The organism is Arthrobacter sp. TMS2-4 (genome assembly GCF_054511075.1).
Genome location: NZ_JBTNDI010000004.1, coordinates 171,259 through 192,913, shown reverse-complemented (window position 1 = coordinate 192,913; position 21,655 = coordinate 171,259). Strand labels below are relative to the sequence as shown.

Annotated in this window: 19 protein-coding genes; 10 read left to right on the top strand and 9 right to left on the bottom strand. The window is 70.1% G+C overall.

Annotation, left to right across the window (positions count from 1 at the left end):
* Positions 1-61 precede the first annotated feature (61 nt).
* The 7 genes from ACX80F_RS07885 to ACX80F_RS07855 all read left to right on the top strand — a co-directional run bounded on the left by ACX80F_RS07885 (position 62) and on the right by ACX80F_RS07855 (position 9,433).
* On the top strand, positions 62-2,050 hold the full coding sequence (locus ACX80F_RS07885; protein WP_459335831.1) for a helix-turn-helix transcriptional regulator: 1,989 nt from the start codon (positions 62-64) through the stop codon (positions 2,048-2,050).
* Between the two features lie 9 nt (positions 2,051-2,059).
* Positions 2,060-2,422, top strand: coding sequence for a hypothetical protein (locus ACX80F_RS07880; RefSeq protein WP_459335830.1), 363 nt, complete (start codon positions 2,060-2,062; stop codon positions 2,420-2,422).
* A 37-nt stretch (positions 2,423-2,459) separates the two neighbouring features.
* Complete coding sequence (tatA, locus tag ACX80F_RS07875; RefSeq protein ID WP_459335829.1) at positions 2,460-2,828, top strand: Sec-independent protein translocase subunit TatA; 369 nt, start codon at positions 2,460-2,462, stop codon at positions 2,826-2,828.
* A 63-nt stretch (positions 2,829-2,891) separates the two neighbouring features.
* A complete protein-coding gene (tatC, locus tag ACX80F_RS07870; RefSeq protein ID WP_459335913.1) occupies positions 2,892-3,677 on the top strand; it encodes a twin-arginine translocase subunit TatC in 786 nt (261 codons plus the stop codon).
* A gap of 102 nt (positions 3,678-3,779) precedes the next feature.
* Positions 3,780-6,602 carry a DEAD/DEAH box helicase gene (locus ACX80F_RS07865; RefSeq protein WP_459335828.1) on the top strand — a complete coding sequence of 941 codons (2,823 nt, stop codon included), beginning with the start codon at positions 3,780-3,782 and terminating at the stop codon, positions 6,600-6,602.
* Between the two features lie 47 nt (positions 6,603-6,649).
* On the top strand, positions 6,650-8,290 hold the full coding sequence (locus ACX80F_RS07860) for an amidohydrolase (protein WP_459335827.1): 1,641 nt from the start codon (positions 6,650-6,652) through the stop codon (positions 8,288-8,290).
* Between the two features lie 417 nt (positions 8,291-8,707).
* Complete coding sequence (locus ACX80F_RS07855) at positions 8,708-9,433, top strand: polyprenol monophosphomannose synthase (protein WP_459335826.1); 726 nt, start codon at positions 8,708-8,710, stop codon at positions 9,431-9,433.
* A gap of 70 nt (positions 9,434-9,503) precedes the next feature.
* Here the strand turns inward: ACX80F_RS07855 and ACX80F_RS07850 are convergent, their stop codons facing one another.
* The 4 genes from ACX80F_RS07850 to ACX80F_RS07835 form a co-directional block, all read right to left on the bottom strand.
* On the bottom strand, positions 9,504-9,851 hold the full coding sequence (locus tag ACX80F_RS07850) for an RNA polymerase-binding protein RbpA (RefSeq protein WP_459335825.1): 348 nt from the start codon (positions 9,849-9,851) through the stop codon (positions 9,504-9,506).
* A 208-nt stretch (positions 9,852-10,059) separates the two neighbouring features.
* On the bottom strand, positions 10,060-10,992 hold the full coding sequence (locus ACX80F_RS07845; RefSeq protein WP_459335824.1) for an SPFH domain-containing protein: 933 nt from the start codon (positions 10,990-10,992) through the stop codon (positions 10,060-10,062).
* 73 nt (positions 10,993-11,065) lie between these two features.
* Positions 11,066-11,542 (bottom strand): NfeD family protein, encoded by a 477-nt coding sequence (locus ACX80F_RS07840; protein ID WP_459335823.1) that lies wholly within the window; start codon positions 11,540-11,542, stop codon positions 11,066-11,068.
* Between the two features lie 119 nt (positions 11,543-11,661).
* The gene (locus tag ACX80F_RS07835) at positions 11,662-12,504 is read right to left on the bottom strand and encodes a putative RNA methyltransferase (protein ID WP_459335822.1); all 843 of its coding nucleotides are present in this window, start codon (positions 12,502-12,504) and stop codon (positions 11,662-11,664) included.
* Between the two features lie 70 nt (positions 12,505-12,574).
* Between ACX80F_RS07835 and ACX80F_RS07830 the strand changes: the two genes are divergently transcribed.
* Positions 12,575-14,614: a S9 family peptidase gene (locus ACX80F_RS07830; protein ID WP_459335821.1), complete on the top strand. Its 2,040-nt coding sequence runs from the start codon at positions 12,575-12,577 to the stop codon at positions 14,612-14,614.
* A gap of 18 nt (positions 14,615-14,632) precedes the next feature.
* On the opposite strand, the gene ACX80F_RS07825 is transcribed toward ACX80F_RS07830, so the two are convergent.
* Positions 14,633-15,286, bottom strand: coding sequence for a peptide deformylase (locus ACX80F_RS07825; RefSeq protein WP_459335820.1), 654 nt, complete (start codon positions 15,284-15,286; stop codon positions 14,633-14,635).
* A gap of 164 nt (positions 15,287-15,450) precedes the next feature.
* On the opposite strand from ACX80F_RS07825, the gene ACX80F_RS07820 reads away from it, so the two are divergent.
* Positions 15,451-17,838, top strand: coding sequence for an ATP-binding cassette domain-containing protein (locus tag ACX80F_RS07820; protein ID WP_459335819.1), 2,388 nt, complete (start codon positions 15,451-15,453; stop codon positions 17,836-17,838).
* Here the strand turns inward: ACX80F_RS07820 and ACX80F_RS07815 are convergent.
* The 4 genes from ACX80F_RS07815 to ACX80F_RS07800 all read right to left on the bottom strand — a co-directional run bounded on the left by ACX80F_RS07815 (position 17,823) and on the right by ACX80F_RS07800 (position 20,213).
* On the bottom strand, positions 17,823-19,127 hold the full coding sequence (locus ACX80F_RS07815) for an alpha/beta fold hydrolase (RefSeq protein WP_459335818.1): 1,305 nt from the start codon (positions 19,125-19,127) through the stop codon (positions 17,823-17,825). The genes ACX80F_RS07820 and ACX80F_RS07815 overlap by 16 nt on opposite strands.
* Before the next feature lie 82 nt (positions 19,128-19,209).
* Positions 19,210-19,674 (bottom strand): Clp protease N-terminal domain-containing protein, encoded by a 465-nt coding sequence (locus tag ACX80F_RS07810; protein WP_459335817.1) that lies wholly within the window; start codon positions 19,672-19,674, stop codon positions 19,210-19,212.
* 11 nt (positions 19,675-19,685) lie between these two features.
* Positions 19,686-19,904 carry an RNA polymerase subunit sigma-70 gene (locus ACX80F_RS07805; RefSeq protein ID WP_459335816.1) on the bottom strand — a complete coding sequence of 73 codons (219 nt, stop codon included), beginning with the start codon at positions 19,902-19,904 and terminating at the stop codon, positions 19,686-19,688.
* Between the two features lie 93 nt (positions 19,905-19,997).
* Entirely contained in the window at positions 19,998-20,213 is a 216-nt protein-coding gene (locus ACX80F_RS07800) for an AsnC family protein (RefSeq protein WP_459335815.1), read from the bottom strand.
* A 189-nt stretch (positions 20,214-20,402) separates the two neighbouring features.
* On the opposite strand from ACX80F_RS07800, the gene ACX80F_RS07795 reads away from it, so the two are divergent.
* Positions 20,403-21,308: an alpha/beta fold hydrolase gene (locus ACX80F_RS07795; RefSeq protein WP_459335814.1), complete on the top strand. Its 906-nt coding sequence runs from the start codon at positions 20,403-20,405 to the stop codon at positions 21,306-21,308.
* The last annotated feature ends 347 nt before the right edge of the window (positions 21,309-21,655 follow it).

Sequence of the window (21,655 nt, the reverse complement as noted above, 5' to 3'; positions counted from 1 at the left end):
GTATGCCGGCCACGGCCGGTGTGCGTCCCTTCCGGCGCTCCCGTGACGGTAGGGTTTTCCCGTGTCCGCAAAACGTACCGAACGCCTCCTCACCCTCGTGATCATGCTCCTGTCGAGCCGTCGCGGGTTCACGAAGGAGGAACTGTTCGAGGAGATCGACCTGTACCGCGAGGCGACGTCCGTGGCGGCCCGCGAGAAGCTCTTCGACCGCGACAAGGCGGCACTGCGCGAGCAGGGAATCCCGCTCGAGGCCTTCAGCGAGGACGCGCTGTTCGACAACGACAACACCGTGCAGCGGTACCGGATCAGCGCCGAGGACTACCGGCTCGGCGGCGTGAGTTTCCTGCCCGAGGAGTACGCCGTCCTCAACCTCGCCGCCGGTGTCTGGGACCAGGGCTCCCTGGATTCCGCGGCGTCCCGCGCCCTCCGGAAACTCAGCTCCCGCAGCACCGACGGCGGGGTCGAGCTCACGCCGCTGATCCAGCCGCGCATCACCACGGATGCCCCCTACTGGGACACCGTGTGGCAGGCCCTCACTTCCCGCACTCCCCTGCGCTTCCCGTACCGGGCGGCGAGCACCGGCCGCGAGGAGGTGCGGACGGTGCACCCGTGGGGCATGGGTGCCCGCTTCGGCCACTGGTACCTCGTCGGCTTCGACACCACGCGCCAGGCCGAGCGGTTCTTCCGCCTCTCCCGCATGACCGGGGAGCCCGTCATCCTGGAGGGGACCTTCGACGTCCCGCCGGCCTTCGACATGAACCGGACGCTGTCCTCGCTGTCCCGTAGCGAGCCCGACCGAACCGCCGTCGTCGCGGCGCGTCCCGGATCCTGCCAGGTGCTGCGCGTCCGCAAGGACGCCGAGATCGTGCAGACGGGGGAGGAGTGGGACATCCTCCGGGTGCCGTATGCGGCGTCGAGCCCGATGGCCGCGACCATCGCCGGACTGGGCACCAATGCGAGGGTCGAGGAGCCGCCGGAGCTCGCCGCGGCGGTCGTCCGGCTCCTCGACGAAGCCCACAGGGCTGCCCTGGCGGCGCCCGAGCACCTCGAGATCACCGGACGCGCCCGCCCCGCGCCCCGGCGCAAGTCGTCCTCCCAGGACCACCTGCTGCGCCTGCTCGATCTCGTCCCGTACCTTCTGGCGCATCCCGGGTCGGACGTGGGGGAGACGGCGCGCCGTTTCGACATCACCGAGAGCCAGCTCACCAAGGACCTCGACCTGCTGTTCGTGAGTGGCCCGCGCCATTACCCCGACGGCCTGATGGACGTGAACATCGAGGACGACCGGATCTACCTCACCAACGCACGTGACCTCGCCGAGCCCGTGAAGCTCAGCATGGACGAGGCGTGCTCCCTGATCCTGGGGCTGCAGGCCCTCCGGGAACTGCCGGGCATGCGGAACAACGAGGCGATCGTCAGTGCGCAGACCAAGCTGACCGCCGCGACCGGCGACGCGGCGCGGATCGGGACGGCCGTGGCCACCAAGCTCACCGAGGACGACGTCGACCCGACGCTCGAGGTGCTGCAGGCCGCCCTGCACGCGAAGGTGCGTGTGGACGTGGACTACTTCGTGCCGACACGCGACGAGATCACGCACCGCCTCCTCGAACCGGTCCGCATCTTCCTGCACCAGGACACGTGGTACCTCGAGGCCTGGAGCGTGGACTCCGACGGGCTGAGGAACTTCCGGCTGGACCGGATCCAGCGGGCCACCCTGACGGATCAGCCGGCCACCGCGGACCTGGACGAGGGGTTCCTCGCGCGCGACCGGCAGAGCGTCCTGCCCTACCGTTCCGGCGCTGCCGATCTCGCCGTCACCCTCCTGCTCGAGCCACGCGCCCGCTGGATCGCGGCCCAGTACAACGCCGATGCCGTGGAGGAACTGGGCGAGGACCGCCTGGCCGCCCGCCTCAAGGTCGCGTCCAGCACCTGGATCCCGGGACTCGTGGCCGGCCTCGGGGGATCGGCGGCGGTCGTCGCGCCGGCGGGCCTGCGCGAGGAGACCCTCCGCTGGCTCGAGGCGGCGCGTGCCCATCAGGCACTGGCCTAGACTGGGACCATGCTGTGGTGGATGTGGATCGTGCTGTGGGTTGCGCTGGTGGCCGTCAGCGTCATCTTCCTCGTCGTGGTCGGCTTCCGTGTCTTCCGCCGTGGAATGCGAACACTTGGTGAATTCGGGGCGGCGATGGACCGTCTCCAGGTGGACGCGCTTCCCGCCGACACCGAGGACGACGTCGCGGGAGCGGTCCGCTCCGGCGCCCCGGGCATCCCCGTGCCGGCCGTCTTCTCGGCTCCGGACACGGTCCGTGCGGCCCGGGACCTGGCGAGGACCCGCCGTATCGATGACCGGCGGGCGCGCCGCGTCGCGAAGCGGGACCAGCGCGAACAGCCGCAGCTCCTGCAGGACATGCCCCACCTGTGAACTAAACTCGAGGGTGAACCAACGAGAGGAAATGGGCATGAGGCTCGAAGGCTGGCACATCGTCATCATCATCGTTCTTGCGATCGTCCTGTTCGGTGCGCCGAAGCTGCCCGGACTGGCCCGCAGTGTGGGACAGTCCCTGCGCATCTTCAAGTCCGAGGTGAAGCAGATGAAGGACGAGAACAACACGGGAGAGACCGGCGCGGATCCCGTCGAGGGCCGCGTGGTGAACACCCCGGCATCCCAGACCTACACGCCCACGTACCAGTCGCCCGTCCCGCCGCGGGGATCGGCGCAGCAACACCACGGCACCGCCCCGGCCCCTGGTGCGCACACCCCGGGACCGGAGGGCGAGCGTCCTGCCGGCCCGTCGCAGCAGAGCGGTAGCTCGCCCACCAGCCAGTAGGCGGGATCCGTGTCACCCGCATCGGCGCGCAAACGCGGCAGGAAGGCCAACCCTGAGGGGCGCATGGCCCTGAAGGAGCACCTGCGCGAGGCCCGGAACCGGCTGTTCAAGTCCGCGATCGCGGTCATCGCCGCCACCGTGGTGGGCTTCTTCGTCTACGAGCCGGTCCTGCGCGCCCTGGCCGCGCCGATCATCGCGATCAACGAGCAGGAAGGCCGCACGGCGTCGCTGAACTTCGACAGCGCGGCCTCCCCGTTCGACCTGCTGATCCAGGTATCGGTGTTCCTGGGTCTGGTGCTCTCCAGCCCCGTCTGGCTCTACCAGCTGTGGGCGTTCATCACCCCGGGGCTGAAGACCAAGGAGCGGCGGATCGCCCTGGCCTTCATCGCCGTCGCGTTCCCGCTGTTCCTCGCGGGGATCTGGCTGGCCTGGCTGATCCTCCCCAACGCGGTCCGGGTGCTGACCGAGTTCACGCCGGAGGACTTCTCCAACTACATCAGCGTGTCCGTGTACTTCGCGTTCGTGCTCCGCCTGATGCTGGCCTTCGGGATCGCGTTCCTGCTGCCCGTGGTCCTCGTCGGGCTGAACATGGTCGGGCTGGTCACGGGGAAACAGATCCTCAAGGCCTGGCGCATCACCGTGTTCCTCGTCTGCCTGTTCGCCGCGATGGCGGCGCCGGGCGGGGACGCCCTGAGCATGTTCTACCTCGCTGTTCCCCTGCTGCTGCTGTTCTTCGTCGCGATCGGCCTGTGCCTGCTCAACGACAGGCGCCGGGCCCGCCGCGCCGCGGCCCGGGAGGCCGCTGTGGACGCCACCGCAGGCACCGCCACACCGCTGGATGCCCTCTAGCCCGAGGCACGACGCAGCTCCCTCCCGCACGCGTGATCCACGGCGTGCCCCGCCGCGGTGGGGCCGCGTGCCGGGCACCGGCGAAGCGTCTAGGGTGGAACGATGAACACCCCCGCGGAGAGATACGCAGCTGCAAGGGCACGCACGAACCACTCCCGGACGCAGTTGTTCCATTTCGAGCAGACCCTCGATTTCGAGCTCGATCCGTTCCAGCGGGAAGCCTGCACCGCCCTCGAGGCGGGTAGGGGCGTACTCGTCGCGGCACCCACCGGAGCCGGCAAGACGGTGGTCGGCGAGTTCGCGGTCTTCATGGCGCTGCAGCGCGGCCTCAAGGCCTTCTACACCACGCCGATCAAGGCGCTCAGCAACCAGAAGTACTCGGAACTGTCCGCCGTGCACGGCAGCGACCGCGTCGGGCTGCTGACGGGGGACACGAGCATCAACGGTGACGCCGACGTGATCGTGATGACCACCGAGGTCCTGCGCAACATGCTCTACGCCAATTCGGACGCGCTCGACAACCTCGGGTACGTGGTGATGGACGAGGTGCACTACCTGGCCGACCGCTTCCGGGGCGCCGTCTGGGAGGAAGTGATCATCCACCTGCCCACCGAGGTGAAGCTGGTGTCCCTCAGCGCCACGGTGTCCAACGCGGAGGAGTTCGGTGCGTGGCTGGACACCGTGCGGGGGGACACCGACGTCGTCGTGTCGGAGCACCGGCCCGTGCCCCTCTGGCAGCACGTCATGGTGGGCCACGACCTGATGGACCTGTTCGCGGGCGACATCGCCTTCGACGAGGCCGCACCGGCCGGTGCCGACGCCGGCGCCCGGGACCAGTACGACGTGAACCCGGAACTGCTCGAACTGGCCAGCAGCGAGATCCGCATGAACCAGCGCGCCGGCTGGGGTGCGGGCGGGCGGCGCGGCAAGCAGCGCAACGGGCGCGGCGGGCCGCCGCCGACGACGATGGTGCGCCGGGCCACGAGGCCCCAGGTGATCGCGGCCCTGGACCGCTCGGACCTGCTCCCGGCCATCACGTTCATCTTCTCCCGGGCCGGCTGCGAGGCCGCCGTCACCCAGTGCCTGCACGCCGGACTGTGGCTCACCACGGAGGACGAGCGCGACGAGATCAGCGAGACCGTCGATGCTGCGACGATGGACATCCCCCGGGAGGATCTCGAGATCCTCGGGTTCTGGACCTGGCGCGAAGGCCTCATCCGCGGCTTCACCGCCCACCACGCGGGCATGCTGCCCACGTTCAAGGAGATCGTCGAGAAGCTGTTTGCCGCCGGGCTGGTCAAGGCCGTCTTCGCCACCGAGACCCTTGCCCTGGGCGTGAACATGCCCGCCCGCACCGTGGTGCTGGAGAAGCTGGACAAATTCAACGGCGAGGCCCACGTGAACGTCACGGCGGGGGAGTACACGCAGCTCACGGGCAGGGCCGGGCGCCGCGGGATCGACGTCGAGGGTCACGCCGTCGTGCTGTGGCAGCCGGGCACGGACCCGGGAGCGGTGGCGGGCCTCGCCTCCCGTCGCACCTATCCGCTGAATTCGAGTTTCCGGCCCACGTACAACATGAGCATCAATCTCATGGCCCAGTTCGGTCAGGCCCGGTCCCGGGAGATCCTCGAGACCTCCTTCGCGCAGTTCCAGGCGGACCGCTCCGTGGTGGGGCTCGCGAAGCAGGTGCGCAGCCGCGAGGAGTCCCTCAGGGGCTACGAGAAGTCCATGACGTGCCATCTCGGGGATTTCCGTGAGTACGCGAACCTGCGGCGGGAGCTGTCCGAGCTGGAATCACGGGCGTCCCGGGACCGGTCCCGGACGCTGCGCTCGGCGGCGGAGTCCTCCCTCGAATCCCTGCGGCCCGGGGACGTGATCGATGTGCCCGGCGGGCGGAGCCAGGGATTCGCCGTCGTGCTGGACGGTGACACGTCCAGGGAACCCCGGCCCACCGTCCTGACCCTCGAGACGCAGATCCGCCGCGTCGGTGTACAGGACCTCGACGGGCCCGTCGAGGTCCTCTCCCGCATCCGCATCCCGAAGCACTTCAGCGCGCGCAGCCCGAAGGACCGGCGCGACCTCACCTCGTCGCTCCGGAACGCGCTGCAGGAGAACCGGCCGCCCCGCCAGGGCGCCGATCGGGTTTCCGCCGGGTACTCGGCGTCGGCTGCCGCGGAGGAGCGTGCGATCACGGACCTCCGTCGCCGCCTCCGCGCCCACCCCTGCCACGGCTGCAGCGAACGCGAACAGCACGCCCGGTGGGCGGAACGGTGGGGGAAGCTGCGCCGCGAGACCGACCGGCTCGCCGGTCAGATCCGGGGCCGCACGAACACGATCGCCAAGACCTTCGACCGCGTCTCGGAGGTCCTCGGGCACTACGGCTACGTCGAGTACACCGACGAGGGCGTCGTCGTCAGCACCTCCGGCCAGAAGCTGCGGCGCATCTACGGGGAGAAGGACCTCCTCATCGCGCTCTGCATCGAGGAGGGCGCATTCAGCGACCTCGACGCCGCCGAGCTCGCCGCGGTCATCACCGTGCTCGTGTACCAGGCCAAGCGGGAGGAGCGGGGCCTGCGCCCCGTCATGCCGAGTGTGGCACTGGAGGGTTCCGTCGAGGCGATCATCCGCCGGTGGTCGCAGCTCAACGACGTCGAGGAGCAGCACCGGCTGCCCGTCACGGGAGAGCCGGAGCTCTCGCTGGTGTGGCCGATGTTCAAGTGGGCTCAGGGCCGCTCCCTCCAGGCCGCCCTGAGCGGGACCGACCTCGCGGCCGGCGACTTCGTGCGCTGGTCGAAGCAGGTCATCGACCTCCTGGACCAGCTCGCGAAGGTGCCGGACCTGCCCGGGAACCTGCAGCAGACCTGCAAGCGCGCGATCGCCCTGGTCCGTCGCGGCGTGGTGGCATACTCGAACATCAGTGAGTGAGTCCCGCCGTCGGACCCGCCCTCCACAGAAAGCCATCCCGCACCGCCATGCCATCTCCTGATCGCTCCACGCCCGTCCTGTACCGCAACGGGTCCGTCTACAGCCCCGCCGACCCCTTCGCCACCGCCATGCTCGTCGACGGCGGGACGGTCGCATGGGTGGGGACCGAGCACGCGGCCGCCAACCTCACAGGGCCGGGCGTCCGCACCGTCGACCTGGACGGCGCGCTCATCGCCCCCGGGTTCGTCGACGCGCACACGCACACCACGGAGACCGGGATCGCGCTCGGCTCGATCGACCTCACCGGGTGCCGTTCGCTGCGGGAACTGCTCGACGCGGTGGCCGCGGCGGCGTCCGCCGGCGCCTCCACGATCCTCGGGTTCGGCTGGGACGAGTCCCAGTGGCCCGAGAAGCGGGTGCCGACCGCCGGGGAGCTCGACCGTGCCGGCGACGGCGCCCTCGTCTACCTGGTGCGCGCCGACATCCACTCGGCCGCCGTCTCGGGCGTGCTGGCGGCCGGCCTCGGCCTCGCGGACACGGATGGCTGGGACGACGGGTTCGTGGTCCGGGACGCCCATGAGGTGGCCCGCCGGGCCACCCGGAGCCTGTCGGCGGACCAGCGCCGCACCTACCAGCAGGCGGCGCTGCTGCACGCCGCCTCCCGCGGCTACGTCGCGCTGACCGAGATGGCCGCCCCGCACATCGCGCCCCGCGAGGACCTGGAGACGCTGCTCTCGATCGACGGCCCGGTCGGCGGGCTGCCGCTGCCCGAGGTCATCCCCTACTGGGCTCAGCTGACGTCCTCGCCCCGGGAGGTGCGCGAGCTCATGCTGGGCTTCGGCGGTCGCCTAGCGGGCCTTGCCGGGGACCTCAACGTCGACGGGTCGATCGGCTCACGCACCGCCGCGCTTCGCGAGCCGTACAGTGATGCCCCGGCCAGCCGGGGGTCGCTCTACCTGTCCGCGGACGACGTCGCCGGCCACCTGCTGGCCGCGACGGCGGAGAGGGTGCAGGCCGGCTTCCACGTTATCGGGGACGCCGGACTCGATGCCGTCCTGCAGGGCCTGGAACGGACCGCACGGGAACTCGGAGTGGAGGAGGTCCGCCGTGCCCGCCACCGCCTGGAGCACGTCGAGCTCGCCGACGACGCCGCGATCGCCGCCCTGGTGCACTACGGGGTGGCCGTCAGCGGCCAGCCGGCCTTCGATGCCCTCTGGGGCGCGGGGGACGGCCTGTACGCCCAGCGGCTGGGGGAGCGGCGTGCGGGCATGAACCGCTTCGCCTCACTCCTGTCCGCCGGTGTGCTCGTGGCGCTGGGTTCGGACAGCCCGGTCACCCCGCTCGATCCCTGGGCTTCGGTGCGCGCCTGCCTCCGCCACAGCAACGCCTCGGAGAACATCTCGGCGCGGGCCGCGTTCATCGCACATACGCGGGCGGGCTGGCGGCTCTCCGGCCGCAGTCCCATGATGGGACAGCTCGCGCCGGGGACGCCCGCATCCTTCGCGGTCTGGAAGGTCGACGAGCTGATGGTGCAGACCCCGGACAATCGGGTGCAGTCCTGGAGCACCGACCCCCGCGCGGGGACCCCGCTGCTGCCGGCGCTCGACACCGAGAACGCGCCGGAGTGCCTGGAGACCGTGCACGACGGCCACCGCCTGTACGTGGCGGAGGGGTTCGCCGACGCCTGATCCGGAGACCGGCGCCCCACATCCGTCGGCGGAACCCGACCCGCCCCTGACCTGCACCGAAGGAGATTCCCGCAGGTCAGGGGACTGTTGACACGTCCTCCACAGCACGTAAGCTCTTGAGAACGGGTTAGACGAACTCCTGCGGGAGGGAACCTGGCTGGTCTCCGCAAGCGCAATGCATCGGCCTCTTTCTTGGCGCGCGTTGCCCATCCCATCGGAGCCGGCAGTCAAAGGGCAGGTCCACACGCCAGTAGAAAACGGTGGCCGCATACGTGCGGGCGCCGGTACGAAGGCGTGGGGACCTGCCCGAGTGCTCTTTCCAGCGGGCCCGCCGCGCGCGTCGCCTATACTTGCTGACTGGCTCCCCTGCGGAGCCGTCCGTGCGCGATGCGCACCTCGACGGAAAGGTCCCTCTGCGTGCGAGTCCTCACGATCATCCCCACCTACAACGAGATCGAGTCGCTGCCGGTGACCTTGGCCCGCCTGCGCGCCGCCGTCCCCGCCTCGGACGTCCTCGTCGTCGACGACAACAGCCCGGACGGCACCGGCGACCTCGCAGACCGCGCTGCCGCAGCCGACGAGCAGGTGCACGTGCTGCACCGTCAGGGCAAGGAGGGCCTCGGCGCAGCCTACATCGCAGGCTTCCGCTGGGGCCTGGCGCGGGACTACGACGTCCTCGTCGAGATGGACGCCGACGGCTCCCACAGGCCCGAGCAGCTCCAGGGCCTCCTCGACGCCGTGCACCGCGCGGACCTCGTGATCGGCAGCCGCTGGGTCCGCGGCGGCAGCGTCGTCAACTGGCCCGTGCACCGCAAGCTCCTCTCGCGCGGCGGCAGCACCTACTCACGGCTCATGCTGGGCCTTCCAGTCCGCGACATCACCGCCGGGTTCCGCGCGTTCCGCCGTTCCACGCTGGAGGCGCTCGACCTCGCGGCGGTCGACTCGGTGGGCTACGGTTTCCAGGTCGATATGACCTTTCGGGTCGCACGCCTGGGCCTGACCATCGTCGAGGTCCCGATCACCTTCGTGGAACGGGAACTCGGGGTCTCCAAGATGAGTGGGAACATCGTCTTCGAGGCGATCGCCAATGTGACCCGCTGGGGGCTCGGAGCACGCTGGGCCAAGCTCACCGGCCGGGCCTGAGACCGGTCGACCTTACGAAAAAGGCACCCGCCGCAGCGGGTGCCTTTCCTCGTCACGGAGTGCATCCGGCCTAGGCGGGTCGGCGCTCACCGCGACGCTCGCGGAGGATCGTCAGTCGATCCTGCAGGATCTGCTCGAGTTCCTCGACGGAGCGGCGCTCGAGGAGCATGTCCCAGTGGGTACGCACCGGCTTGTCGTTGGAGGTGTCCGGCTTCTCGCCGTCGACCAGGAGGGCTTCCTTGCCGGTCTTCGAGACCCAGGTCGCGGGGATGTCGGCCTCGGAGGAGAACGTCACGAAGACCCGCTCGCCGTCCTCGCACCGGTATTCCACACGCTGCCGGGGAGCGGGCTCGACGCCGGACTCCGTTTCCATCGACTGTGCACCGAGGCGCATCCCGCGCAGGCTACGATCGCTCATGTTGTTCTCCTAGTCACCCTGGTCCCCGTCGCCGGGGACCGTTGCCGCTGTAGTTTCTCCGGACGCCTCGACCGGGCCGTGCCGCCGACACCCGGCGGGACCGCCGCCGCCGGGAGGCGACGCGGAAGCTGTCTGTCATAACACCGTGCGCCCCGGGCTTGTTCCTGCGGGGCACACGGATAAACACCTAACTATACAGGGCGCCCGCCTAGGTGCGGGTCGCGAGCTCCGGTCCGTCCGACGGCGAGTCGGGTGTAGTGGTGCCCAGGACGTTACCGATGCCCTTGAGCGCCTCGCCGACCTCGCTCGGGATGATCCAGAGTTTGTTCGCGGAGCCGTCGGCGAGCTTCGGCAGGGTCTGCAGGTACTGGTAGGCGAGAAGCTTCTGCGTGGGATTCCCCTTGTGGATGGCATCGAAGACCTTGTGGATCGCCTGTGCCTCGCCGTCCGCGCGGAGGATCGCCGCCTTCGCGTCGCCTTCGGCCGCGAGGATCGCCGCCTGGCGCTGGCCTTCCGCGGTGAGGATCTGGGACTGCTTGGTGCCCTCCGCGGTGAGGATGGCCGCCCGACGGTCCCGCTCGGCGCGCATCTGCTTCTCCATGGAGTCCTGGATGGAGTGGGGCGGGTCGATCGCCTTGAGTTCCACGCGTCCTACCCGGATGCCCCACCGTCCGGTCGCCTCGTCGAGGACACCGCGAAGCTGACCGTTGATCTGGTCGCGGGAGGTCAGCGCTTCCTCGAGGTTCAGCCCGCCGACCACGTTCCGGAGGGTCGTCGTCGTCAGCTGCTCGACGGCCTGGATGTAGTTGGCGATCTCATAGGTGGCCGCGCGCGGGTCGGTGACCTGGAAGTACACCACCGTGTCGATGGACACCACCAGGTTGTCCTCGGTGATCACCGGCTGCGGAGGGAAGGAGACCACCTGTTCCCGGAGGTCGAGCAACGGCAGCAGCCGGTCGACGAAGGGGATCAGGATCGTCAGGCCCGGGTTCAGCGTCCGCTGGTACTTGCCGAGACGCTCGACCACGCCGGCGCGGGCCTGCGGGATGATCCGCACGGCCTTCACGAGAATGACCAGGACGAAGATGATGAGGACGATCAGAACGAGGGCGACCCCGATCGTTCCTGCGGAGGCGTTCATGTATCCCCTTTGTTGTGGTGGGTTCGCTCCGCCCGGCCGATCGGCCGCGGAGCGGGACAGCTGGCGGTACGCGTCACACTTCGGCGACCGGGGGTGCCGGGCGCTCGAGCGCGGGTTCGACGACGGCGGTGGCCCCGTCGATCCTCGCGACCGCGAGGCGCGCTCCTGCGGGGAGGGACGCGCCGTCGGCCGACCGCGCCGTCCACGTGTCCCCGCCGATCTTCACGGTGCCGGAGTGTGCGGTGACGGGCTCGAGGGCGACGGCGGCGGCGCCCACGAGGCGGTCGATGTTGTTCAGCTGGTCGGCCGGGCCCCGCTTGAGGTGCCGGACGGCCACCGGCCGGACGAGCAGGATCATGAGGAGGGACACCACGGCGAAGACGACGATCTGCAGGACCAGCCCCGCGCCCATGGAATCGGCCACGAGGGCGGCCATCGCGCCGACGGCGAGCATGATGAAGAGCAGGTCGAGGGTGAGGGTCTCCACGACGGCCAGCCCCAGGAACAGGACCAACCACAGGACCCAGCTGTTGGCGATCATCCAGTCCATCGAGCAACCCCTCCCTCGGCGCGCGCGACCTGAGCGCTACTTCCATGATCGCAAACGGGTCCGACATAACCTAGGGATCGGTGGCTCGGATCACGGAGTCGTTACCCTTCCGTGCCGCATCACCGGCCCGGGCGGGACGCGAGGACCTGCACGGTGAAGCGAACCGTCACCTCCAGCGGTGCAGCCGGCCCCATGGGCGTCGTTGCGCCCTCCATGGCGGCGTGGCGCGCGGCGGGGCCCATCACGAGCGCCGACCGCGCGAGGTCGGGCGGCAGGGTCAGGGTGTAGTCGAGCTCGTCGCGCCAGGTCTCCACGAGGGCACCCCGGAAGGTCGCCAGGACGTCCTCCGCCTTCTGGGCCGGCACGGACAGGAGCGGACCCACCCCCTCGAGGCCGGCCAGGTGGCCCGGCCGCGGGGTGACGACCACGAGGCGGCCGCCGGGTGCGAGCACCCGCACGAACTCCGGGGCGTTCCGGGGGGCGAAGACGTTGAGGAGCACGTCCACCGACGCGTCGGCCACGGGGAGTGGCCGCCAGACGTCCCAGACGATGCCGATGCCGCCCGGCAGGCGCCGTGCCGCACGGCGGAGGGCGATCTTGGAGACGTCGAGCGCGACGGGAAAGAGCCCGGGCACCGCCGCGGCAAGGCCCTCCAGGTAGTACCCCGTACCCGCGCCGGCGTCGAGCGCCACCGCCTGCGTCCCTGCGTCCCGCACCGCGGCCGCCACCACCGACTCACGCAGCGGCGCATAGTGGCCCGAGCCCAGGAACGCCTCCCGCGCCTCGACCATCTCGGCCGTGTCACCCTCGAACGGCGAGCCCTTGCCCGTCAGCAGATTGACGTAGCCCTGACGCGCGGCATCGAAGCGGTGCCCACGCTCACAGGCCAGGGCCCGCCCGACGTCCTGGAGCGGGAGCGCGCAGACCGGGCAGGTCAGGAGATGCTGGGGGAGGGCGGGCATCGTTCCATCCTAGGCAGGGAGAACGAGCCACCCGTTGACTCAGGACACTATTTCGGGTCTGATCGGGAGGGTGAAACCTGACCAGATAGAACTCCTGACCACCATCGACGCTCCGACCCTCCACCCGGACGGCACCCGCCTCGTCGTCGCTGCGACCCGCCCCGATCTCCGCGCCGACGCCTACGTCGGCCAGCTGTGGGAGATCGCGCTCGACGGCGGTTCCCCCCGACGCCTGACCCGCGGCTTCCGCGACACCGCGCCGCGGTACTCACCCGACGGTGAACTCCTCCTGTTCCTCCGGGCCGCGCCGGGCGGCAAGCCCCAGCTGTTCGCCGTGCGCGCCTCGGGCGGCGAACCCGTCCAGATGACGGACCAGCCCCTCGGAGTGGGCCGGTTCGACATCTCCCCCGACGCACGCACGGTGGTCTTCTCCGCACGGGTGCCCGAGCACGGGCGCTACGGGACGCTCGACGGCGTCGCTGCCGGGCTCGAGGATCCGCGCCTGGTCACGCAGTACAAGTACCGGATGAACGGCCTCGGATACGTGACGGACAAGCGCTCGCAGCTGTTCACGGTGGCCGTGCCCGATATGGACGCGGAGCCCTTCGTCGCAGCCGTCGGCCGCCTCAAGCAGCAGCACATCGACGGACCGGGTGCCCTCGAGGCCGAGGGGGCCGTCCCGACGCCCACGCAGCTGACCACGGCAGATGCCGACCACGTGGAGCCCGTCTTCTCCGCGGACGGCCGCCGGATCTTCTTCACCGCCGCACTCCGGCCGGATGCGGACTCGACGCTCGTGACCGACATCCACTCGATCGACGTCGGTGGCGGCGATCCGCGCCGGCTGACGAACCAGGGCGGGGAGTCACGCCTCGGCTGCGGAGCACCCCGACCGAGCGCCGATGGAACCTCGCTGTTCTTCCTCGCCACGGACCTCTCGCCGTCGGGCCTGGACTTCGTCGCCCGCAACACGGCCCTGTACGTCCTGCCGCTCGCCGAGCCGCAGGATGTCCGGCGCCTGACCGATCCGGAGACCGTCGATTTCGGCGACGTCCAGGAGATCATGCCCGACGGCCCCGACTCGGTGCTCGTGTTCAACCGCACCCGTGGGATGGGCGAACTCCTGCGCGTCTCCGCCGCCGGTGAGTCCGACACGGTCGTCACCGGGCCGACGGTCGTCACCGGGGCCGCCTCCGCCGGCGGCACCGTCGTCGCCTCCTACACGGACCCGTCGACGTCCGGCGACGTCGCCGTCGTCGAGGGCGGTTCCCTGCGCACCCTGTCCGACTTCTCGGCCGCCCTGCGCACCGACACGCGCGTCGGGGACCTGCAGGAACGCACGTACACCGCGCCCGACGGCACCCCCGTGCACGGGTGGGTCGTGCTGCCCGAGGGCGACGGTCCGCACCCGGTGCTCCTCGTCATCCACGGCGGTCCGTTCGCCCAGTACGGTTGGGGGTACTTCGACGAGGCCCAGGTGTACGCGGCCGCGGGCTACGCCGTCCTGCTGTGCAACCCGCGTGGCGCCTCCGGCTACGGCCAGGCCCACGCGCGCGTGATCAAGGAAGCCATGGGCACCGTGGACCTCGACGACGTCCTCGCCTACGTCGACGGCGCGCTCGCCGACTTCGACGTCCTCGACAGGAAGCGGCTCGGCGTCATGGGCGGTTCGTACGGCGGCTACCTGACCGCGTGGACCATCGCGAACGACCACCGGTTCCAGGCGGCCATCGTGGAGCGGGGCTACCTCGATCCGCCGTCGTTCGTCGGCTCGTCCGACATCGGCTGGTTCTTCTCCGAGGCGTACACCGGGACCGATCCGGCGCACGTCGCCGGGCAGAACCCGTTCGCGAAGATCGCCGACGTCCGGACACCCGCGTTAGTCATCCACTCGGAGGAGGACCTCCGTTGCCCGATCGAACAGGCCCAGCGGTACTACACCGCCCTGAAGAAGCAGGGCGTCGAGACGGAGCTGCTCGTGTTCCCCGGGGAGACGCACGAGCTGTCCCGGTCCGGGTCACCGTGGCACCGCAGGCAGCGCTTCGAGCACATCCTCCGCTGGTGGTCGAAGTACCTGCCCACGACGGCGAACCCCGCCGCGGCCGGCTAGGCGCGCGGGGCGGCGGGGTCAGAAACCGAGGCCCCGCCGCGCCCCGTCGACCGTCGGGTGGGCCCACCGGTGGTGCTCCCCGTCGGCGGTGAGTGACCGCAGGATGGCCCGGTCGAGGTAGAGCGTCCCGTCGAGGTGATCGGTCTCGTGCTGGACGATCCGCGCCGGCCAGCCCGCGAATGCCGCGGTGACGCTGCCGCCGTCCGGCCGTGTGTAGGTCGCCTCGATGCCATGGGGGCGCTCGACGACGGCCTGGTAGCCCGGCACCGACAGGCAGCCCTCGTAGAACGCATCGACCCTGTCACCCACGACGGTGTAGCGGGGGTTGATGAGGACGGTGAAGGGCAGCGGGGTGCGGGACCGCGCGGCGGCGACCTCCGGATCCACGACCCCCGCGTCCTCGAGCACGGCGACCCGCAGGGGAATGCCGATCTGCGGTGCGGCGAGGCCCACGCCCGGCGCGGCGTGCATGACGCGGCGCATCGTGTCGATCAACCGGGTCAGGGTGGCGTCATCGAGCTGCCCGTCATAGTCCTGGGCGGGCCGACGCAGGACAGGATGCCCTGCAGCCACGATCGGCGGGAGGTCCTCGGCGAGAACGGACTCGACGTGGGCAGCGATCGCCTCCCGCGACAGCAGGGCGGTAGGGGGAGGCGGGGCATCGGCGGTCATCCCTCCAGCAAAGCACAGACGCGGACACGAACGGGCGCCCGGGCCATTGCCCGGGGCGTCGGGAGGCCCGACAATCGGAGGTGCTGCCCGGACGCACGTCCCGACCGCTCGGTGTCCGCCGGGGTGGTGGGGCGGCACGCGCGGTCACGGACCTTGGAGGCACCATGAGCACCATCAGCACCGACACCGACCCGGCGGCAGCGCACGCGGCCGACAGCCACGACCTCATCCGGGTCAGGGGTGCGCGGGAGAACAACCTGAAGGACATCACGATCGAGCTCCCGAAGCGGCGGCTCTCGGTCTTCACCGGGGTGTCCGGCTCCGGGAAGAGTTCCCTGGTCTTCGGGACCATCGCGGCCGAGTCGCAGCGGATGATCAACGAGACGTACAGCGCCTTCGTGCAGGGCTTCATGCCGACGCTGGCCCGGCCCGACGTGGACGTGCTCGAGGGCCTGACGACCGCCATCATCGTCGACCAGGAGCGCATGGGCGCCAATCCGCGGTCCACCGTGGGAACCGCTACCGACGTCAATGCCATGCTGCGCATTGTGTTCTCCCGCCTGGGGCAGCCGCAGATCGGTCCGCCGCAGGCCTTCTCCTTCAACGTCGCCTCCATCAGTGGGGCCGGCGCCGTCACGATCGAGCGGGGCGGCACCACGGTCAAGGAGCGCCGCAGCTTCACCGTCACCGGGGGGATGTGTCCACGCTGCGAGGGCTTGGGATCGGTGACGGACGTCGACCTCGCCCAGCTCTACGACGACACGAAATCTCTCACCGGGGGAGCGCTGACCATCCCCGGGTACAGCATGGAGGGCTGGTACGGGAGGATCTACGGCGGTTGCGGCTTCTTCGACGCGGACAAGCCCATCCGCGAGTTCTCCGAGCGGGAGCTGCAGGACCTGCTCTACAAGGAACCGACCAAGATCAAGGTCGACGGCATCAACATCACCTACGAGGGCCTGGTCCCGAAGATCCAGAAGTCGATGCTGTCCAAGGACCGCGAGTCGATGCAGCCGCATATCCGTGCGTTCGTGGACCGCGCCATCACCTTCACCCGATGCCCCGAGTGCCAGGGCACCCGGCTCAACGACGCCGCACGGTCCTCGACGATCGACGGCGTCAGTATCGCCGATGCGTGCGCCCTGCAGATCAGCGACCTCGCCGCCTGGGTGCGGGGACTCGAGGAACCGTCCGTCGGCCCGCTGCTGGCGGCACTGGGGGAGACCCTCGACTCGTTCGTCGAGATCGGGCTCGGCTACCTCAGCCTCGACCGGCCGACCGGCACGCTCTCCGGGGGCGAATCCCAGCGGACCAAGATGATCCGCCATCTCGGGTCCTCACTCACGGATGTCACCTACGTCTTCGACGAGCCGACGATCGGCCTGCACCCCCACGACATCCAGCGCATGAACGAATTGCTGCTGCGCCTGCGGGACAAGGGCAACACGGTGCTGGTGGTCGAGCACAAGCCCGAGATGATCGCGATCGCGGATCACGTCGTCGACCTCGGTCCCGGCGCAGGCAGGGCCGGCGGAAGTGTCTGCTTCGAGGGCTCCCTGGCGGACCTGCGCCGCAGCGGCACCCTCACGGGTCGGCACCTCGACGACCGTGCCACCCTGAAATCCTCGGTGCGGACGCGGCGCGGCACGCTGGAGATCAGGGGAGCGACGGCGCACAACGTGCGCGACGTCGACGTCGACCTCCCGCTGGGGGTCCTGTGCGTGGTCACGGGCGTGGCGGGATCCGGCAAGAGCTCACTCATCCACGGATCGGTCTCCGGCAGGGACGGCGTGGTCGCGGTCGACCAGGCGGCCATCAGGGGGTCGCGCCGCAGCAACCCGGCCACCTACACCGGGATGCTCGAATCCATCCGCAAGGCGTTCGGGAAGGCCAACGGCGTGAAGCCGGCCCTGTTCAGCGCCAATTCCGCAGGCGCCTGCCCTACCTGCAACGGTGCCGGCGTGATCTTCACGGACCTCGCCATGATGGCGGGCGTCGCCACGACCTGCGAGGTCTGCGACGGCAAGCGCTTTCTGGCCGAGGTGCTCGAGTACACCCTCGGCGGCAAGGACATCAGCGAGGTCCTGTCGATGCCCGTCTCGGAGGCCGCGGCGTTCTTCGGTGCGGGGGTGTCGAAGGTGGCGGCCGCCGCCGCCATCCTCGGCCGCCTGTCCGACGTCGGGCTGGGATACCTGAGCCTCGGGCAGCCGCTGACAACGCTGTCCGGCGGCGAGCGCCAGCGCCTGAAGCTCGCCACCCACATGGGGGAGAAGGGCGGCATCCTGGTCCTGGACGAGCCGACCGCCGGACTCCACCTCGCCGACGTCGAGAACCTGCTGGGCCTGCTGGACCGCCTGGTCGACACCGGGAAATCGGTCATCGTCATCGAGCACCACCAGGCCGTCATGGCCCACGCGGACTGGATCATCGACATGGGGCCCGGGGCCGGCCACGACGGCGGCGCGGTTGTCTTCGAGGGTACACCCGCCGACCTCGTCGCCGCATGTTCGACCCTCACCGGGCGGCACCTCGCGGACTACGTCGGCGCCTGATCGCGCTCGCGGACCGCGGAGACGGCATCGAGGATCCCCTGAGCGGTCTGCGCCGCGTCCTGTTCGGTGTCGAGCAACGAGCCGTGCGTCGCCCCACCGATGACGCGGTGCAGGGAGCCGGCGGACAGCGCGGCGAGGGCGTCCTGCGACGCGGCCCAGCCCGGCCTGGTTCCCCGACCCGCCGACAGCACGACCAGGGGCTTGCCGTCGAAGGTCCGCAGCTCCGCGGCCTGGTCCACCGACGATCCGGCGAGGAGGTACTCGTCGACCGCGCTCTTCAGGTGGTCGGCCGAATCGACGCCGAGGAGGCGGCCGAACCCGAGCCGTCCACCCGCGGCGACGAGCGCGGAGATCCGCCGCGTCGTGTCATCGGGGGCCGCCGCTCGCGCCGGGCCGGACGGCACGTCCGATGATGGCGCGGTCGAATCGATCAGCACCAGACCGGCGACGTCGTCGGGAGTGCGGGCGGCGAAGGTGAGGGCATACAGACCGCCGAAGGAATGACCCGCCAGCACGTAGGGTCCGGGTTCCTCCGCGAGCTGCAGCAGCGTGTGCAGGTCGGCGGCGACCCGCGCGCCGTCCTGCGGTACGTCCGACGGCTCGCTCCACCCTCGCCCCGCGCGGTCGTAGACACAGACCCGGGTCTCCCGGGCCACGGCGGGGGAGACCAGGGCCAGGTCCGACGACGCCAGACCCGCACCCGGCTCGATCACCACGGTCGGCCCGCCGGACCCGGTGCAGTGCAGGTACAGGCGGTGCCCGCCGACGTCGATCAACCGGCCGTACTCCGGGATGCTCCCGGCGCGGACGGCGCCCCGCACGGTCTCGTACCCGCCGGTCAGTGACGCGAGGACCAGCAGCGCGATCCCGGGGTAGAGCAGTATGCGGGCGCCCCTGCTCCGGAGCTGCCGGTGCACCTTCGACGCCGTCCAGATCATCAGCACCAGCAGGGCGGGAGGCCAGATCCAGGCGAGTGCTTCCCGCATCGGGGCACCGAACAGGATCAGGAGCAGACCGCCCAGGCCCATGAACACCGCGGGAACCGCGGCCCACCGCTGCGGCTGGTCGGAGAATCGCACCGACAGCACCGCCACCAGCGCCCACCCGGCGGCGAACCCCAGGAGCAGGGCCCCCGTCACGCCGCTTTCCGTCGCCGGGATGAAGGGAGCGGCCGCCAGCACCGGGGCGAGGACGAGCCCCGCCCCGGACGCGCCGGCCACCAGCCATCCGACGCGTCCCTTCCGCGGGAGATCGGGGCGGTGCGAGGCAGTCAGGGCTTCTCGGTCCATCGCCCGAGTGTACGTATGGCCCCCAGCACCCCGCATCGTCCTGCGGATGTCCTCCCCGAGGCGTCGACGGCTCCCACGCGTCCTACCCGGCGAGGGCCTGCAGATCGGCGCGGCTGATGCCGAGGCGCTCGAAGGCGCGTGCGGTGGTCCCGTAGTCCTGACGTGCGGCCGCCGCGACGATATCGACGGCGCGCAGCGGCGCTCGTCGTGCCCGGGCGCTCCTGCGCGCGTCCTGGAACACAAACCGGGCGGCCGACGTGCTGTGCAGGGCACCCCGCGGTTCGTCGTCGATGGGAGCGCTGGTTCCCGCGACACCGAGCGATTCCAGGGCGTCTGCATGCACTCCGATGACGGCGTCGCGGAACCGCGGCCCGTCGAGCGGGAGGGACGCGAGCCCGGAGCGGTCGAGGTCCTCCCGATCCAGCGCGGCGATGACCAGGTGTTCAGCGCCCATCACCGGGTCTCCCAAGTCGTGCGCGATGCGCTCTGCGGCGGTGAAGAACGACGTCATGAAGGAGACGTCGGAGATTGCGGTTCTGATGCCCATGATCGTCCTTTTCAGTCGAGGGAGGGTCGGCGGTGGCCGGGGGAGAGCCTCTTGTGGGCCGCCTGTGCGCTCAGGTTCAGCGCGCCACCGATCTGGGCCCAGGTCCATCCCTGGGCCAGGGCCTCGTCGACCGCCGAGCGCTCGAGGGACGCGGCGAGCCGGCGGAGCGCGACGACAGCAGCGAGAGCGTCCGCCGGTCTGTCGGGGGAAGGCGGTGAGGTGAGGTCCATACCATCAACTTATGTTGATCCACGCTGCCTGTCACCATGTGTTGATGGAAGAATCCGTGACCGGATGTCCGTCGTAGCGGATCGGGGGAGTAGCTACTGCCGACCGTACTTCTTGTGGACGGCCTGCTTGGACACCCCGAGGCTCTGCGCGATGGCCTCCCACGACAGTCCGGACTGGCGAGCACTCCGGACGAGCCCTGCCTCGCTGCGTGCCACCTCCCGCTGAAGCTCGGCCACGATGCGCAGGGCGTCCGCCGGCCCCTTGCCATCCATCGATCCGACAAGCGTCTTCATCCTGTCCACCTCCATTCGTCAATGATAGTTGACGCAGCGAGCCGAAACAACGCATCACGGTCAGGCGGTCCGGTTCCGTCCTCCAGGGGTCATGGGTCCACGGTAGGACGACGCCCCGGCTCCCGCATCACCCCCGGCGAATGACGTGGGACGCCGCGCCGAGCGCTACCGTCGACGCATGGTGCCCAGCTACCCGCAGACGACGTGACGCTCGACCCGCCCGGCCTCCCTCGACTCCAGGGCAGGGAACGCCGGCTGCCCAGACGGGCGGCGTCGGCCCTGGCGGAACGGTGGACGAGGATCGACGGGGTCGACGTCTTCTACCGGGAATCGCCCGCCCGCCCTCATGCCCCCGTCATGATGCACGTGCACGGCTTCGGCCTTTCCGGGCGCTACCTCCTGCCGACGGCGGAACGCCTTCGCGACGACTTCCACACCCTGGTCCCGGATCTTCCCGGCTTCGGACGCAGCGGGAGACTGACCGAGGCCCTCGACGTCCCCGATCTCGCACACGCGGCCGCACGGTTCCTCGACGACCGCCACATCACGTCGGCCACCCTCGTCGGCAATTCGATGGGCTGTCCGATCATCTGCGAGTTCGCCTACCGCTATCCCGAGCGTGTGGACCGCGCGGTCCTCGTCTCACCCGCCGGGGGAGCGTACAACCAGCCGTTCCGACGGGCCCTGCGACAACTCGCTGTCGACGGCACACGCGAGCCGGTCGGGCTGATGGGCGTGGCAGCCCCGGACTATCTCAGATTCGGCGTGACCAGCACCGTCAAGATGTTCCGTGCACTCACCCGATATCCGTCACTCGATCGCCTGCTGGCCCTGAAGATCCCGACCCTGGTGGTCATCGGCGACCGGGACCCGCTGATGCCGGACCCTGCACGGGTCCGCGAGGTCGCGAGCCGCACGGACAACCACGTGCTCATGGTGATCATCGAAGGGGCGGCGCACGCGATCAATTTCAGCAACCCCGGCGAACTCGCTCATGTCATCCGCCAGTTCATGGCCGATCAGCCCATCGTCGATGATCCCGACGAGCCCGGGCATTCCCGTTTCTACGAGATCCACCGCGGAGCGTTCCACCCCGACGTCAACCCATGACCGAACGCCCCTCTCTCGCGGCCGATATGAATCGCCGATAATCTACATTATGTCAACTAGTTGATCGGTGGCCCTCCCCATGGCACGCTTCAGCGCCTTCGGAGGGCGACCCTAACCTTTTCGGCAGCCTGCCTTCACCTGGTCCCGTTCTCCCTCTGTCTCGAGCTTCCCGTCACCGGTCGCCGTGGCGGTCGCTTCCTTGGCCTTGCCCGCGAGGAGCGTCACCCGATTCTCATCGTGATCGACGAGGCCCGCACTAGTTGCAGCCTGCATCCGACGACGCCCGTCCAACGGGCGTTCACCGAGCGGGTCACCCAGCCCTGCAGGAATCCTCAGCTTCAGCAATC